The sequence below is a fragment of the Sphingomonas sp. URHD0057 genome, assembly GCF_000620665.1.
GTDB lineage: Bacteria > Pseudomonadota > Alphaproteobacteria > Sphingomonadales > Sphingomonadaceae > Sphingomicrobium.
In genome coordinates this window covers 673679-686902 of record NZ_KK211162.1, presented here as the reverse complement: position 1 = coordinate 686902, position 13224 = coordinate 673679, and the positions used below count along the sequence as shown (strand labels likewise).

Below are 13224 nucleotides of genomic sequence, written 5' to 3'. Positions count from 1 at the left end.
TTCCGCGCGATGACTCTGCTTACCACGGCGGCCGTTTTTTCCCTAATCAAAACCCCGGCTGCCGGCCTTTGCGGCGGCGCAAAAAAGCGCTGCCGACATCAGCCACAGCGCCGCGAAGATGCCGCTGAACAACAGTAGCTTGAACCCGCCATCCGACAAGCCCGCGATCGACGGCGCGGTGGCAATGGCCACGCCCAGCAAGGCCTGCATGATCGCCACGCCGAGCATGGTCCGGGCCATGCCTGCGGGCCGAAACCAAGCGGCGAACGCACCCACCGTGGCCGCCATGATCAGCAGGAAGAAACCGATGCCATTGCCATCGTCGCGAACGATCGTGGTCCACACGGTCGCGAACGACGTCACCAGCGCCGTGGCGACGCCTGCCCGATAGGCTCCGCTCCCGCTCGCCGATGCCGCGGCGCCGGCCGGTCGGCTCGAACCGATCATGGGCCTACCTCCTGATGACTGGCGGCTCGTCATGGCCCCAGTCGGGATGAAAGGCATGAGCAGGAAGTGAGGAAATGCTGAAAACGGCGAATTGGGGGGATCGCAGATCTTCAGCCTGGCCTACGAACGATTGGGGCATGGGCGCTGAGGCTTGGACAGCCAGCGGACGATGCTGCCGGGCTCCAGCGGTCCCGGGCCGGGCGCCGCCGTCAGGCCCAAGGTGCTTCCATCGGAAAGTTTTGCGCCCAGACGGTTGCGGAACACCCCGCGCACGATCGCGCGCCGGCGGCTGTCCGCCTTCGTCACCCCGGGCCACTCCGCCCAATGAACGTAGATCGCCGCGCGCTCCGCCCCGCGGCAGTAAGCGCCATAATCCTGATAGAGACCGAAGCTTCCGCCCTCCCAGAGCACCAGCCCCACGACCTCCACCGCGCGCCCGTCCCACGTGCCGGGAGCGGCGGCGATACTTGCGGGATTGACCTTGGCGATCGCGGGCTGCGCCGGCGGGACCGGAGCGCAAGCAGCGAGCAGGAGCGCGGCGGCGGAGACGCCAGGCGAGCCTCTGCCAATGCGATTGAACGGAGCTTTGATCGGCAAGCGTATCGGCATCGGCCACTCCCTGGCCGGGATTGTCTCACGCCGGCCGAGTGTCGGCAATGCCAACGCCGCTTCGGACGGGTCAGCTCACCAGGCTAAAATCGGTAATCTTCGCGACTAGGTTGTGCCCGCGCCAAACTTCGCACTGGCGCAACCCTTTCAGGGCGCGTGCCTGCCTGATCGCCTCTTCGTCCGTCGACGCAGCGATTTCCTGCACCTCGACGCTCTTGCCCTGCTGGTCCAGACAGTAGACCCGATACTCCGACATCGCCTCACCCCCGAGCCGGTACTCCACACCAATTTGCGAGAGATACCAATAACATGGATCAACCGCTGCCAATCTATGTCGGGGATGGCCGCTAACTTCGAGAGCCTTAGGAGATATAATAAATCAGCCCATCCAGCCTAACTGTGTTAAAGCAAGAAATCGCCACCGTATTACGGGCTGTCCTTGGCGACAGAGAGAGACTTGTGCTCCCGCCCCTGCAGCGGGAGACTGAGTTGAGCGAGACCTCCACATCACCACCGAGCGAGTCATCCCTCGCGCCGATGCTCCGCAAGCTCGAGTACCACGAACGCTTCAGCCAGGCTGATCGAGACGCGCTGCTGGCGCTGCCATTCCACATCCGAACCTACGATCGGCATCACTATGTCGTGCGCGAGCGGGACGTCGCGACGCACTCGTGCGTGATACTGTCCGGTTTCGCCGTCCGCTCGAAAATCGTGTGCAACGGAAATCGCCAGATCGTCTCGATCCACATGAAAGGGGAGATGGTCGATCTGCAGAACTCGCTTCTGAAGGTGGCCGACCACAGCGTGCAAATGCTGACGACGGGCAAGGTCGCGTTGATCCCGCGCGAAGACATCTTGCGCATCGCCTTCGAGCGGCCGGCGATCGGCCGCGCGATGTGGCTGGACACTCTCGTCGACGCTTCGATCTTCCGTGAATGGATCGCAAACGTGGGGCGGCGCGATGCCCGAACCCGGATTGCTCACCTGCTGTGCGAGTTCTCGATTCGCCTGAAGGTCGCCGGGATGGGCGTGGAAACCGACTATGAGTTGCCGATGACTCAGGAACAGCTCGCCGATGCGACTGGATTGACGGCGGTCCACGTCAACCGCACCATCAAGGGGCTTGAAGCGGATGGCCTGATCGATCGAGCAAATCCGCGTTCCATTTACATCGGCGATTGGCGGAAGCTGGCGGCGGCCGGCGATTTCGACAGCGGCTACCTGCACCTGGACCGCGGAGACGCAGTGAATTAATCTGCGTAAGTGGATGAAACTTAAATAGATCAGAAGCATTAGACTGGCATCGCGGAGCCGCCTCGAGCCAGCCGCGACTGAGAGACCTCGCGCGCTCCCCGCTCAAAAGGAGTGCGATGTTCGGCTCCAAGATCGTCTTGATCGTTGATGGAAATGCCTATCACGGGCTCGATCTTTCGTCGGCCATCGAGGAACGCGACGGATGCGTCGCCGGCCCGGTCGCATCGATCGCTGACGCCATCAGCATTCTCGAATCCGAGACCATCTCGGCGGCCGTGGTCGACTGGGACGATTGCGGATCGGCTGGCCCCGACGTGGTCGAGCTGCTGGCCGAACGGAGCATCCCGATGGCGGTCCTGTCGGCGAAGACGCTTCCCTCGCCGCTTTCGCAACTGGAGCTCCGCATCACGGTCCTCGTCAAGCCGGTCGATACCGCCTTGCTGATGGATGCCCTGCTCATCCAGATGGGATAGCCAGGGTCAAACCGCCGGCTAGGTGGTCACCGCCTTCATCACCGGCCCTTCGGCGGGGCGGCGGGCATAGATTCCGAACCCGGCGATGATGGCGTAGCACAGCGCCGGCAGGAGCAGCGCGAACTGAAGACTGCCGGACTTGTCGGCCAGCAGCCCGGTCAGCACCGGGACCACCGCCCCGCCGAAGATCGCGATGTTGATGATCCCGGACCCATCCGCCGCGCGCGGCCCCAGCTTCTCGCATGCAAGGCTGAAGATCGTCGGGAACATGATCGAGTTCATGAGGCCGATCGCAAGCAAGCTGTAGGCGGACGTCGTACCGGTGGTGTTGGCCGAAATGGCGATCAGCACGATCGCTCCCGCCGCGACCGTTGCCAGGATCTTGCCGGGACTCATGACGCGAAGCAGGTAGGAGCCGATGAAGCGGCCGACCATCGCCCCGCCCCAATAATACATGATCATCTTGCCGGCGTCGGCGTCGGTGATCCCGAGCACATCTTGTTGCATCAGGTAATTGACGATCAGCGAGCCGATCGAGACCTCCGCCCCGACATAAAGGAAGATGCACAGCGCGCCGAAGCCGAAGCGGGGGCGCCTGAGCAAGGAGAAGCCGGCCAGGGGCGAGCTGTGGTCATGCGTCTCGCCCGGCAGCTTGTTGCGGAACGACCACACGACGGCGGCGATCACGGCCAGCGCGACGGCCAGTCCGATGTAGGTGTGAACGATGGCGCGGGTCTCCGCCGTGCGATATTGGTCGAGCGCCACGCCCGACAGCTGCGCGGCGGTCACACCGGCGAGGCCGCCGAGAATCAGCGCCGAACCGACCCGTGGGAAGATCGTCGTGCCGAGGCTGTTGAACGCTTGCGCGAAGGTCAGCCGGCTGTGGACCGTCTTGGGCGGCCCGAGCAGGCTGATCAGCGGATTCGACACCACCTGGACGACCACCACGCCGCTCGCCAGCACGAACAAGGCGAACAGGAACAGGCCATAGGTCGCGGTCGCCGAGGCCGGAATGAACAGCAGGCAACCGACCATCATCGTCAGCAAGCCCGCCACCGCGCCGCGCATGTAGCCGATCTTCTTGACCAGCTGGGCGCCGGGAATGCCGATCACCAGATAAGCGGTGAAGAAGCAGAACTGGACCAGCATCGCCTGCGTGTAGTTGAGCGTGAACAGCTCTTTCAGCTTGGGAATGATGACATCGTTGAGACTGGTGATGCCACCGAAGATGAAAAACAGCGCCATCACGAAATATCGCAGGTTCGGCGCGTCGACGCCGCCCTCCGGCAGCTCGAGCGTCGACGTGTTGGCTTCACCTTCAGTCGGTTGGGTTGCGATGACCATCGAATCTTTCCCCTCGGTCGGCGGATGCGCGGCGCCTGTCAGGACGCATTTGTAATCGGTTTGAATCCTTGGGCAACCGCCGTTGTGAACGCTCTCTTGTTGCCCACCCGTGGGGGCTGGGGACGGCGCAAATTTGCGTGTAAAGGCGCGCCGATGGCTCACAATGCGCAACCTTCGGGCAGGAAAGCAGCCGGAATCGCCGCGATTCTCCTGCTCATAATCGTCTGGGCGATGCTCGTCGCAAGCCTCGCGCATTTCGTCGGGCGCTGGCCTGTTCTGGTTCAGATGACATTCTATCTCATTATGGGACTTGTCTGGATCATCCCATTGAAACCATTGATAAGGTGGTCGCAAACCGGCCGCTTCCGGGCGGCGCCTGAGCGGCGCGATTGAATCACGCGTGTTAGGGGACTATATCACTTCGCAATGACCGCATCGCTGGCCCTTTCCCCGCCCTTGGCGGCGTTCAAGGCTCGAGTGGGCGCTCTCAGGGCGCGCCCGATCGAGCTCTGGCGCGCCCATCCGCGCGAGGCGCTTGGCACGGGCCTGCTCGGCCTGATCGGCGCCGCGGCCATCGCCGGATCGGTCGGCTCGGTATCGGACGTCGCAACGCCGCAGGCGGCGCCCCCGGCTCCGCCGCCGCTGATCCTCAAGCAAGTGGCGCCACAGCAGGCGCTGCAGATCAACCAGGCGATTCCGGTCGCGGCCGGCCCCAATCCGGCCGCGGCGCCGTTTGCCTTCAAGGGCAATGCCGCCGCTCGCAGCCAGGCGCTCACCTGCCTCGCCAGCGCGGTCTATTACGAGGCCGGGAATCAGGACAGCGATGGCAAGCGTGCGGTCGCCCAGGTCGTCCTCAATCGCGTCCGCCACCCCGCCTTCCCGTCCAGCGTCTGCGGTGTGGTCTACGAAGGCTCGACTCGAGTCACCGGCTGCCAGTTTACCTTTACCTGCGACGGCTCGCTTTATCGCCGGCCCGACGCAGATGGGTGGAAGCGCGCTTATTCGGTCGCCGAGGCGGCGCTGTCGGGCGCGGTCTATGCGCCGGTCGGCTGGGCCACTCACTATCACGCCAATTACGTCGTCCCTTATTGGTCGTCGACGCTGGCCAAGAGCGCGATCGTCGGGGCGCACATCTTCTACCGCTGGGCCGGCGGCTGGGGCCTGCCCGCCGCGTTCAGCTCGGGCTACGCCGGGCGCGAGCCCAACGCGGTCACACTGCGTAATGCCGCACTCGCGGTCGAGCATGTTGTCACCGGGCCGGGCAGCGTCGCCTCGGAGATCGCCAAGATCCCGGGCGCGGAGCCGATCAAGCTGGCGCCGTCGATGCGCGGCGACAAGCGGGTCGCGGTGCGCTTCAACCTCGTCGCCCGCAAGGCGGCCGACGATGCGGGGCACGAGGACTACGTCAAGAAGTTCGACGCTTCCGACAACCTTAAATATGCCTTGTCGGGCGAGACAGCATCGACCGAGCAGCCTCTCGGCAAGCGCGCCGCAGCCCCTCCCCCGGCCGGAGGCGGCGCGCAGCCTTAATCGGCTTCGGGCGGTGGAGACGGCGGGACGGCCGGCGCGAGCGCCAGCTCGACCCGCAGGCGGATCCGGTCGAGCCGGCCGTCGATCGCCAGATTGTCGTTCGACAAAGTCTGCGCGCCGCTCCATTGGCGGCCGGTCACGGCAAGCTCGCTGAAGGGCCCCTGGTCGCGCAGCGGATCACGGTCCTGGAGGACGACGACGGCGTCGTCGAACGCCGCGCAGCGGTCGAGCTGGCCGAGGCTTGGCCTGAGCCGCAACTGATGGTGGCAATCGCGGGTCGCGCTTGCCAGCGCCATCTCGTCGCTTGAGTGGTTCAGCCGCAGGGCATCCTCCACTCCGCGGTCGACCGCGGCGAGCGCCAGCGGCTGCTCCATCGGATCGGAAGGGCGCTCCCTGCTGACTTTCCCGAGCGGCAGGCTGGGCACACCCTTGAGGCGGCTGACCGGCCCAGTCGTCAGGACCAGGATGAGGATCGCTCCGGCTGCCGCGATGGGAAGAGCGGCCCGGGTGAACCAGGGTTTGGCCGCCAGCCCCTCGAATTCATTGAATTCCAGCGCGTCCCGGGCCGCGGAACCGCGCAGCTGGCGATAGGCCTGGATGATCTCTGCGGCGCGATCGGCATCGCCCCCGGCGCGGTCGGGGTGGTAGCGTTTGATGAGGTCCTTGTAGGCCTGGTCGATGGCGGCGCTGTCCGCACCGGGCTCGAGCCCGAGCGCAGCATAAGCGGAGGGTCGGCCGGCCATGACGCCGTCTATCCAGCACAAGGCCGCGTGAAAAGTGGCGCGAGTGACGGGGCTCGAACCCGCGACCTCCGGCGTGACAGGCCGGCGCTCTAACCAACTGAGCTACACCCGCGTTTTTGGCGTGGGCGGCGACCTAGGTGGCGGGCTTTTCGGTGTCAACCATCGCGGGTTGGATCTCGCGCTTCTCCTCCTCTTCCTCCTCGTCCGGATCGCCGATGTGGGTCAGCGTACCATGCTCGAACAGGAAGCCAGCGATGTCGGGCGTCCCGGCAGCAGAGAAAATCGTCTTGAGGATGATCAGCAGCGGCACCGCGAGCAACGCGCCGGTGGTTCCCCACACCCACGCCCAGAAGGACAGCGAGACGAGGATCGACAGCGGGCTGATGGTCAGCCGGTGACCGACGACCAGCGGCGTGAAGATGTTCGCCTCGATCAGGTGGAAGGAGATGAATGCCGCCGGCGGGGCGAGCGCGCTCCAGATGTCGGGATAGGTCATCAGCCCGCCAAAGAAGAGCAGCAGCGCGGAGGCGATCGGGCCGAGGTAGGGGATGTAGTTGAGCACCGCGACGATGCCGCCCCACATCACCGGCGACGGCATCCCGAGCCACCACAGGACGGCGGCGGTCAGAGCGCCTAGCCCGACGTTGATCAGCGTGATCGTGCCGAGATAGGTCGAGGTCGCGTCGACCACCTGCTGAATCACCCGCGCCGTGGTCAATGCACCTTCGAAGCTGCCGCGGCTGACGATCGTCTTCTTCCGCATCGTCGTCCAGCCGGCGAGGAAGAAGAAGATCACCAGCAGCGCAAAGAACAGCTGGATCAGCAGGTGCGGCGCCGACGACGTAAGCAGGCCGAGCACGGAGTTGGGCGTCTCGATCCGAACGGTGCGTCCCTGCGGCTGGGAGATCGCGATCTGCGACGTCGTACGGTCGATGAACCGGTCGAGATTCTTGTACAGGTCGAGCACCGGCTGGAGCGCATCGCGAACCTTGCCGATACGCTTCGGCACCAGCGCCACCCAATCGGTCGCGGGAACCAGGATCGAGCCGATGGCGAAGATGGCGATGGCGAGGAAGATGATGAGGCACAGGCCCGCCGCCAGCTTCGATGGCACTCCGCGGCGTTCGAACCATTCGAGCAGCGGGACGAGCGCAATCGCGACCACTAGCGCCGCCGTCACCGGCATGAAGAATTCCGCGCCGTAGCGAAGCGCGAACGGCAAAGCGACGATGAGGCCGACGCCCGCGATCAGGGTCAGCGAAGCGAGCAAGCGGTCGCGCTTGACCGTAATCGTTTCCGCCAGCAACCGCGCCTCGTCCGAGGCCGGGTCGATTTCACTATGCTTGCGGGTCCGCGCGTCCATGGCGGGCACCTTATCGCCGGCACGGGGCTCCTGCCAGCAGGATGTCAGTATAGCGCTCCGCCGACAACCGGGAGCATACGGCGCGCCGCCGCGTTGTTGTGCCCGAGATGAAAACAGCCGACTTCTTTGTCGACCGGCTGAATGCCTGGGGCATCAAGCGGATCTTTGGCTATTCCGGAGACGGCATCAACGGCGTCATCGGCGCATTGCAGCGCGACGGGACGATCGATTTCATCCAGCCTCGTCACGAGGAGATGGCCGCCTTCATGGCAGTCGCTCATGCCAAATTCACCGGCGAGCTTGGAGTGTGCCTGGCAACTGGAGGTCCAGGCGCGACGCACCTCATCACCGGCCTGTGCGACGCCAGGCTCGACCATATGCCGGTGCTTGCCATCTGCGGCCAGGCCGAGTCGACGGTGCGCGGCGCAAGCTATCAGCAGGAGCTGAACCTCGACCGAGTCTTCTCCGATGTCGCCGAATATGTTCAGGAGGTCACGCATCCGGCGCAGCTTCCGCACGTCATCGACAGGGCCATCCGGCTGGCGCTTGCCCGGCGTGGGCCATCGGTCGTCATCATCCCGAAGGATGTGCAGGAACAAGCGTTCGAAGAACCCGCCCGGGCCCACGGATTCACGCGATCGGGACCGGGATACTCGCGCCCGGTGATCGTGCCGGCCGAGGCTGATCTGCGGCGCGCAGCGGACGTGCTGAACGCCGGCAACAAGGTCGCAATACTGATCGGCGCCGGCGCGTTCGGAGCCGCGGATGAAGTGATCGAAGTTGCCGAAAAGCTTGGCGCGGGCGTGGCCAAAGCGCTCCTCGGCAAGGCTGCCCTGCCCGACAATCTGCCGTTCGTGACCGGCTGCATCGGGCTGCTCGGCACCCGCCCGAGCTCCGACCTCATGAACGGCTGCGACACCCTGCTGATCGTTGGGAGCGGCTTCCCCTGGTCGGAATTCCTGCCCAAGACCGGCGCCGCGCGAGCCGTCCAGATTGACGTCGATCCGGCGATGCTGTCGTTGCGCTACCCGTGCGAAGTGAACCTGCACGGCAGCGCCGCCGAGACTCTTCGCCTGCTCCTGCCCATGCTCGACCGGAAGGCCGACCCCGGCTGGCGCGAGCAGATCGAGGGCTGGATGAGCGATTGGTGGCAGGCGCTCGAAGCGCGGGCCAAGACCAAGGCGCATCCGGTCAACCCGCAGCGGGTCGTTTGGGAAATGTCCCCGCGCCTGCCCGACAATGCGATCGTGACCAGCGACAGCGGCTCATGCGCCAATTGGTATGCCCGAGATTATCGCGTGAAGCAGGGGCAGATGGCCTCGCTGTCGGGCGGTCTGGCCTCGATGGGCGCGGCCGTACCCTACGCGATTGGTGCGAAGTTCGCGCATCCGGACCGGCCGGTTGTCGCACTCGTCGGCGATGGAGCGATGCAGATGAACAACATGGCCGAGCTCATCACCATCGCGAAATACGCTGAGCGCTGGCCGGACAAGCGTCTTGTCACATGCGTGTTCAACAACGAGGATCTGAACGAGGTCACCTGGGAGCAGCGCGTGATGAACGGCAACCCGCGCTTCGACGCGAGCCAGGACATCCCCGACGTGCGATATTCACGGTTTGCCGAGCTGATCGGACTCAAGGGCATTTACGTCGACGACCCGAAGGACCTCGGAGCGGCGTGGGACGAGGCCCTTTCAGCCGACACGCCGGTGGTGCTCGAAGTGAAAACCGATCCGGAAATCGCGCCATTGCCGCCGCACATCAGCTTCAAGGAGGCGAAGCAATTCATGTTCGCGTTGTCGAAAGATGAGGATGCCGGGCACGTAATCCGCGACACGGCGCGACAGGTCGTCAACGCCGTGCTCCACAAGCAGGATGCCGATTAGAGGTTAGGCGAATACCTCCTCGAGATCGGCTGGACCGTAAGGGTCTGGCCCGTAGCGATTCGGACCCCCGGTGCCTTCGCTGATTACGAAAAGGAAGACGGTAATGCCGACTCCAAGCCATGCGATTACAGCGACAACGATAATGGGCATCGGCATCGCCTCGAAAACGCCGACGGTCGTAGAGGTGCCGGTCATGATGAGGCCATAGGAAGGAATTTTCACCAGCGCCCACCAGCCATTTCGCTCGGTATCGTGAAGACGCCTGACCAGCACGGCGACACTAGGCAGGATGCAGGCCACTGTGAACGCCAAACCAAGAGGGCCAAGAGTGCCAAGGATGATGGTGTGAAGTACGCCTCCGTCGATGGCGCCCAATAGGAACCCGACGATCCCTACGAAAACGGCGTACCACCAATATTCCGCCCTCGGCGAACGACCACCAAAGTCCGCGTAGCGCCTAAAAGGGCGGATCGCCCATTCGACCGGATTCAAATTTTCCAATGGCTCTGCCCCCTTCGCATCCCGCACTAATCCTTCCTCGTTACTAACAACTGGTCAATTCCGCGGTGCCTGGCGGCGGTAGCTGAGCGCCTCGGCGATGTGGATCCGGCCGACCTGCTCGGTGCCGGCGAGGTCGGCGATGGTTCGCGCGACGCGCATCACGCGATGGAAGCCGCGGGCCGACAAGCGCATCGCGGCGGCCGCGTCGGCGAGGAGCTTGCGGCCGGGGTCGTCGGGGGTCGCCACCGAATCCAGCAGCTCACCGTCGGCTTCGGCGTTGGTGCGGACGCCATTGCCGTTGTAGCGCCGCGCCTGCAGCTCGCGCGCGGCGGCGACACGCCGGCCGACCTCGGCACTGCCCTCGGCGGGCGGCGGGAGCGTCAGGTCGGCCGCCGACACGCCCGGCACCTCGACATGCAGATCGATGCGGTCGAGCAGCGGGCCCGACACCTTGGCCTGGTAATCGGCGGCACAGCGCGGCGCGCGACTGCAGGCCAGCGCCGGATCGCCGAGATGGCCGCAGCGGCACGGATTCATCGCCGCCACCAGCTGCACACGCGCCGGGAAAGTTACGTGGGTATTGGCGCGGGCGACGCTGACCGATCCGGTCTCCAGCGGCTGGCGAAGGGAATCGAGAACCGGCCGCTGGAATTCGGGAAGCTCGTCGAGGAACAGGACGCCGAGATGCGCCAGGCTGATCTCGCCAGGGCGGACGCGAAGGCCACCGCCGACCAGCGCCGGCATCGAGGCGCTGTGATGCGGCGCGCGGAACGGACGCCGCCGCCTGATCTTGCCGCCATTGAGCTCGCCCGCGACCGATGCGACCATCGACACTTCGAGTGCCTCCGGCATTATGTAGCAGTCTCCGGAAGCCTGCCGTTGGTGCGATTGCTACATAATCGCCATGACAGACTACATGGTGACGGGCCTCGTAAAGAAGCGGGCCGAGCTAGCTTTCGACATTGAGCGGACGCACGAACGGTTGCGCGAGCTGGTCAATGCTCTGGAGCATATCGACGGGACGCTTCGGATCGTCGCGCCGGATATGGAGCTGGAAGCGATACGGCCCAAGGCGTTCCGCCCGCCCGACGATTGGGCGAAGCGCGGGCAAATGTCGCGCTTGGTGCTGTCCATACTGCGAACGTCCAAGGAACCGCTAACGACCCGCGAGATTGCCGCTCAGATGCTGCTGGAGCGGGCAATGGACGCCGAAGATCAACGTATGTTGAGGGTTATGACGAAGCGCGTTGGCGTTGCCCTGCGCGAGCAGCGGGACAAAGGCCGCGCGACTTCTGTGGACGGGCCGGGACAGTACCAACTTTGGATAGTGTCCTAATTGCCGCGCTATTGCATTGCCGAAAGAATTGCGTCTAAGACCCGAATCAGGTATTCACTGCATTGCGAATAATGACTTACGCATCGGATTCGATGGTGCGTGTTCTGTTAACGTGAACAAGTGAAGCTCGGATTCGTTGTGTGCCACGAATATTTGAGGACTCACTTTATGGCTAGCCGCCCCGAAAGCCCCGTAATCGTCAAAGTCCGGTTTGAAAGCCGCGACGATGGTGGTCTGCGCGCATACTCGGACTCGGTGCCTGGCTTTGTCCTGTCGCACCGTGATGCCGACTTGGTGCGTGCCGATGTCGAGCCTGCGCTCGAAACCATCCTGTCCGCCATGTATGGTATGCCTATGAGGGTGCTTAAGGCTACGCACGTCGATGACGATGCGTTCAATATGCCTGCGCATCTTTGCGGTCCGGTGCCTTACGTGGGACTTTCCCCGAACTGTTAATTGATCGCGCTGCGCCGGTTTCCCCGCGAAGAGTGGGAAGGGGTTCTCCGTAGCTACGGCTGTGAGCCGCTTGAAGGCGTTGGCCCGCTGAATACCGCCGAATGGTGGCGCTTCCCATGGGAACCGCATGTGCCGTTCACTGTCCCCGTCGATGAGGACGGTTATGCCGATCCGTGGGGATTCCAACGCCTGCTCTCGGATATGGCGAGATTGGCCCCGAAGGGTTGGGAGCCGCCCGACCTCTAGGCCGCTCGCTGCCAGTAGCCGGTCCAACTGCGGCTCTGACGACTTGCCATGACCGCTCCCGCGACCAGCATTGCCTGTCTGCCGTTGTCCACGCGGCGGTGATCTTCGCGCCATGCCATTTCGTTCGCATAGGCGTGGAGATACGGGCCGGCGATGTGGTGATGCGTCCCGATTTCGGCGCGACGAAGGCGAGAGAAATAGCTCTCCGCCTGATTGGTGCAAACGCCTTCGTCCATGAATGCAACCGAGTGGTTGACGCGCTTCGTATCCCAACCGGCATGGAGCGCATCCCAACCCGTGCCTTCGTCGGCGTAGATGGTGGCGAGGGTGCCGACGCGATCGCGAACGATCGGACAAGCGTCACCCTCGTTGGCGACCACGAACGGTAGCGAGCGGCCACTGCGGGAGCGCATGATAACGACGCACTGGCGCTTGTCGGAACGGTGCGCTTTCAGGCGGCGGTCCTTGCGATCTTCCTTGCGGTTTTCCGGGCGAACGTGGCCGCCAAAATAGCCGCCATCAATCTCGACAATGCCGTTCAGCTGGACGCTCGCTTGCTCGCGCGCCATCGCCTCGCGCAGCTTGTGCGAGAGAACGAACGCGGTCTTATATTGGCAGTCTAGGTCACGGCTCAGCTGGAGCGCGGCAACGCCTTTCGCGCCATTCACGAAGATCACGATAGCCGCGAGCAAGTCGGTGAACGACATTTTGCGGTTGGCGAAGATCGTCCCGCTCGTGACTGTGAATTGGTGCTTGCACCCGGCGCACTCAAAGTTGCGGCGCTTGGCATTCCTGTAGCTTTCGAGACAGCCGCAGCGCGGGCAAACAGCCTCGCCGTCCGTCTCTGCGAAACGCAGAGCCTTGAACGTCTCGTAAGCCTTGTCCTCGCTCATCGAGAACACAGCTTTCAGGCTCAGAGTGCGGGCCTTTGCCGAGAGGAGGAAGTGAATTGCCATCGTTTCCAGTGCCTATGCATCGGATATAATGGCATTGATGCACTCTAGGCAAGTGCAAAAGTGTTGTATATGATGGCATT

15 protein-coding genes, 1 tRNA gene and 1 pseudogene are annotated in these 13224 nt (G+C 64.0%); 7 read left to right on the top strand and 10 right to left on the bottom strand.

Annotated elements, in window-relative coordinates; genetic code table 11:
* Nucleotides 1–42 precede the first annotated feature (42 nt).
* From N539_RS0112315 to N539_RS0112305, 3 genes are all read right to left on the bottom strand, one after another.
* Nucleotides 43–447 (bottom strand): hypothetical protein, encoded by a 405-nt coding sequence (locus N539_RS0112315; RefSeq protein WP_028970500.1) that lies wholly within the window; start codon nucleotides 445–447, stop codon nucleotides 43–45.
* Nucleotides 448–567: 120 nt separating this feature from the next.
* The gene (locus N539_RS0112310; protein WP_028970499.1) at nucleotides 568–1056 is read right to left on the bottom strand and encodes a hypothetical protein; all 489 of its coding nucleotides are present in this window, start codon (nucleotides 1054–1056) and stop codon (nucleotides 568–570) included.
* Nucleotides 1057–1126: 70 nt separating this feature from the next.
* Nucleotides 1127–1384 carry a hypothetical protein gene (locus N539_RS0112305; RefSeq protein ID WP_197018419.1) on the bottom strand — a complete coding sequence of 86 codons (258 nt, stop codon included), beginning with the start codon at nucleotides 1382–1384 and terminating at the stop codon, nucleotides 1127–1129.
* Nucleotides 1385–1593: 209 nt separating this feature from the next.
* Between N539_RS0112305 and N539_RS0112300 the strand changes: the two genes are divergently transcribed.
* A complete protein-coding gene (locus N539_RS0112300; RefSeq protein ID WP_028970497.1) occupies nucleotides 1594–2310 on the top strand; it encodes a Crp/Fnr family transcriptional regulator in 717 nt (238 codons plus the stop codon).
* A gap of 116 nt (nucleotides 2311–2426) precedes the next feature.
* Nucleotides 2427–2783: a hypothetical protein gene (locus N539_RS0112295; RefSeq protein WP_028970496.1), complete on the top strand. Its 357-nt coding sequence runs from the start codon at nucleotides 2427–2429 to the stop codon at nucleotides 2781–2783.
* Between the two features lie 18 nt (nucleotides 2784–2801).
* Here the strand turns inward: N539_RS0112295 and N539_RS0112290 are convergent, their stop codons facing one another.
* A complete protein-coding gene (locus tag N539_RS0112290) occupies nucleotides 2802–4127 on the bottom strand; it encodes a sugar MFS transporter (protein ID WP_028970495.1) in 1326 nt (441 codons plus the stop codon).
* Between the two features lie 24 nt (nucleotides 4128–4151).
* Between N539_RS0112290 and N539_RS0112285 the strand changes: the two genes are divergently transcribed.
* Nucleotides 4152–4520: a DUF2842 domain-containing protein gene (locus tag N539_RS0112285; protein ID WP_331280088.1), complete on the top strand. Its 369-nt coding sequence runs from the start codon at nucleotides 4152–4154 to the stop codon at nucleotides 4518–4520.
* A gap of 33 nt (nucleotides 4521–4553) precedes the next feature.
* Nucleotides 4554–5657, top strand: a complete 1104-nt coding sequence (locus N539_RS17940) for a cell wall hydrolase (RefSeq protein WP_051531783.1) — start codon at nucleotides 4554–4556, stop codon at nucleotides 5655–5657.
* On the opposite strand, the gene N539_RS17935 is transcribed toward N539_RS17940, so the two are convergent.
* The 3 genes from N539_RS17935 to N539_RS16980 form a co-directional block, all read right to left on the bottom strand.
* On the bottom strand, nucleotides 5654–6400 hold the full coding sequence (locus N539_RS17935; RefSeq protein WP_051531782.1) for a J domain-containing protein: 747 nt from the start codon (nucleotides 6398–6400) through the stop codon (nucleotides 5654–5656). The two genes, N539_RS17940 and N539_RS17935, sit on opposite strands and share 4 nt — an antisense overlap.
* Nucleotides 6401–6435: 35 nt before the next feature.
* A tRNA-Asp gene (locus N539_RS0112270) sits at nucleotides 6436–6512 on the bottom strand.
* Nucleotides 6513–6533: 21 nt separating this feature from the next.
* A complete protein-coding gene (locus tag N539_RS16980; RefSeq protein ID WP_051531781.1) occupies nucleotides 6534–7763 on the bottom strand; it encodes an AI-2E family transporter in 1230 nt (409 codons plus the stop codon).
* Between the two features lie 107 nt (nucleotides 7764–7870).
* Between N539_RS16980 and N539_RS0112260 the strand changes: the two genes are divergently transcribed.
* Nucleotides 7871–9649 (top strand): thiamine pyrophosphate-requiring protein, encoded by a 1779-nt coding sequence (locus N539_RS0112260; protein ID WP_028970493.1) that lies wholly within the window; start codon nucleotides 7871–7873, stop codon nucleotides 9647–9649.
* A gap of 3 nt (nucleotides 9650–9652) precedes the next feature.
* On the opposite strand, the gene N539_RS17930 is transcribed toward N539_RS0112260, so the two are convergent.
* Nucleotides 9653–10150 carry a DUF805 domain-containing protein gene (locus N539_RS17930; protein ID WP_197018418.1) on the bottom strand — a complete coding sequence of 166 codons (498 nt, stop codon included), beginning with the start codon at nucleotides 10148–10150 and terminating at the stop codon, nucleotides 9653–9655.
* A 54-nt stretch (nucleotides 10151–10204) separates the two neighbouring features.
* Nucleotides 10205–10996: pseudogene (locus N539_RS16970) on the bottom strand (YifB family Mg chelatase-like AAA ATPase); the annotation flags it as partial.
* Nucleotides 10997–11066: 70 nt separating this feature from the next.
* On the opposite strand from N539_RS16970, the gene N539_RS0112245 reads away from it, so the two are divergent.
* Together N539_RS0112245 and N539_RS18630 are read left to right on the top strand one after the other, a co-directional pair.
* Nucleotides 11067–11486 carry a hypothetical protein gene (locus N539_RS0112245; RefSeq protein WP_197018417.1) on the top strand — a complete coding sequence of 140 codons (420 nt, stop codon included), beginning with the start codon at nucleotides 11067–11069 and terminating at the stop codon, nucleotides 11484–11486.
* A 120-nt stretch (nucleotides 11487–11606) separates the two neighbouring features.
* The gene (locus N539_RS18630) at nucleotides 11607–11942 is read left to right on the top strand and encodes a hypothetical protein (protein ID WP_156029926.1); all 336 of its coding nucleotides are present in this window, start codon (nucleotides 11607–11609) and stop codon (nucleotides 11940–11942) included.
* Between the two features lie 242 nt (nucleotides 11943–12184).
* On the opposite strand, the gene N539_RS0112230 is transcribed toward N539_RS18630, so the two are convergent.
* Nucleotides 12185–13144 carry an IS1595 family transposase gene (locus N539_RS0112230; RefSeq protein ID WP_028970489.1) on the bottom strand — a complete coding sequence of 320 codons (960 nt, stop codon included), beginning with the start codon at nucleotides 13142–13144 and terminating at the stop codon, nucleotides 12185–12187.
* Between the last annotated feature and the right edge of the window lie 80 nt (nucleotides 13145–13224).

Coding starts and splice junctions, on each gene's coding strand:
- N539_RS0112295 (WP_028970496.1), top strand. CDS start 2,427: ATGTTCGGCTCCAAGATCGTCTTGATCGTTGATGGAAATGCCTATCAC.
- N539_RS0112310 (WP_028970499.1), bottom strand. CDS start 1,056: ATGCCGATACGCTTGCCGATCAAAGCTCCGTTCAATCGCATTGGCAGA.
- N539_RS0112290 (WP_028970495.1), bottom strand. CDS start 4,127: ATGGTCATCGCAACCCAACCGACTGAAGGTGAAGCCAACACGTCGACG.
- N539_RS0112230 (WP_028970489.1), bottom strand. CDS start 13,144: ATGGCAATTCACTTCCTCCTCTCGGCAAAGGCCCGCACTCTGAGCCTG.
- N539_RS0112245 (WP_197018417.1), top strand. CDS start 11,067: ATGGTGACGGGCCTCGTAAAGAAGCGGGCCGAGCTAGCTTTCGACATT.
- N539_RS17935 (WP_051531782.1), bottom strand. CDS start 6,400: ATGGCCGGCCGACCCTCCGCTTATGCTGCGCTCGGGCTCGAGCCCGGT.
- N539_RS16980 (WP_051531781.1), bottom strand. CDS start 7,763: ATGGACGCGCGGACCCGCAAGCATAGTGAAATCGACCCGGCCTCGGAC.
- N539_RS0112260 (WP_028970493.1), top strand. CDS start 7,871: ATGAAAACAGCCGACTTCTTTGTCGACCGGCTGAATGCCTGGGGCATC.
- N539_RS17940 (WP_051531783.1), top strand. CDS start 4,554: ATGACCGCATCGCTGGCCCTTTCCCCGCCCTTGGCGGCGTTCAAGGCT.
- N539_RS0112315 (WP_028970500.1), bottom strand. CDS start 447: ATGATCGGTTCGAGCCGACCGGCCGGCGCCGCGGCATCGGCGAGCGGG.
- N539_RS0112285 (WP_331280088.1), top strand. CDS start 4,152: ATGCGCGGCGCCTGTCAGGACGCATTTGTAATCGGTTTGAATCCTTGG.
- N539_RS0112300 (WP_028970497.1), top strand. CDS start 1,594: ATGCTCCGCAAGCTCGAGTACCACGAACGCTTCAGCCAGGCTGATCGA.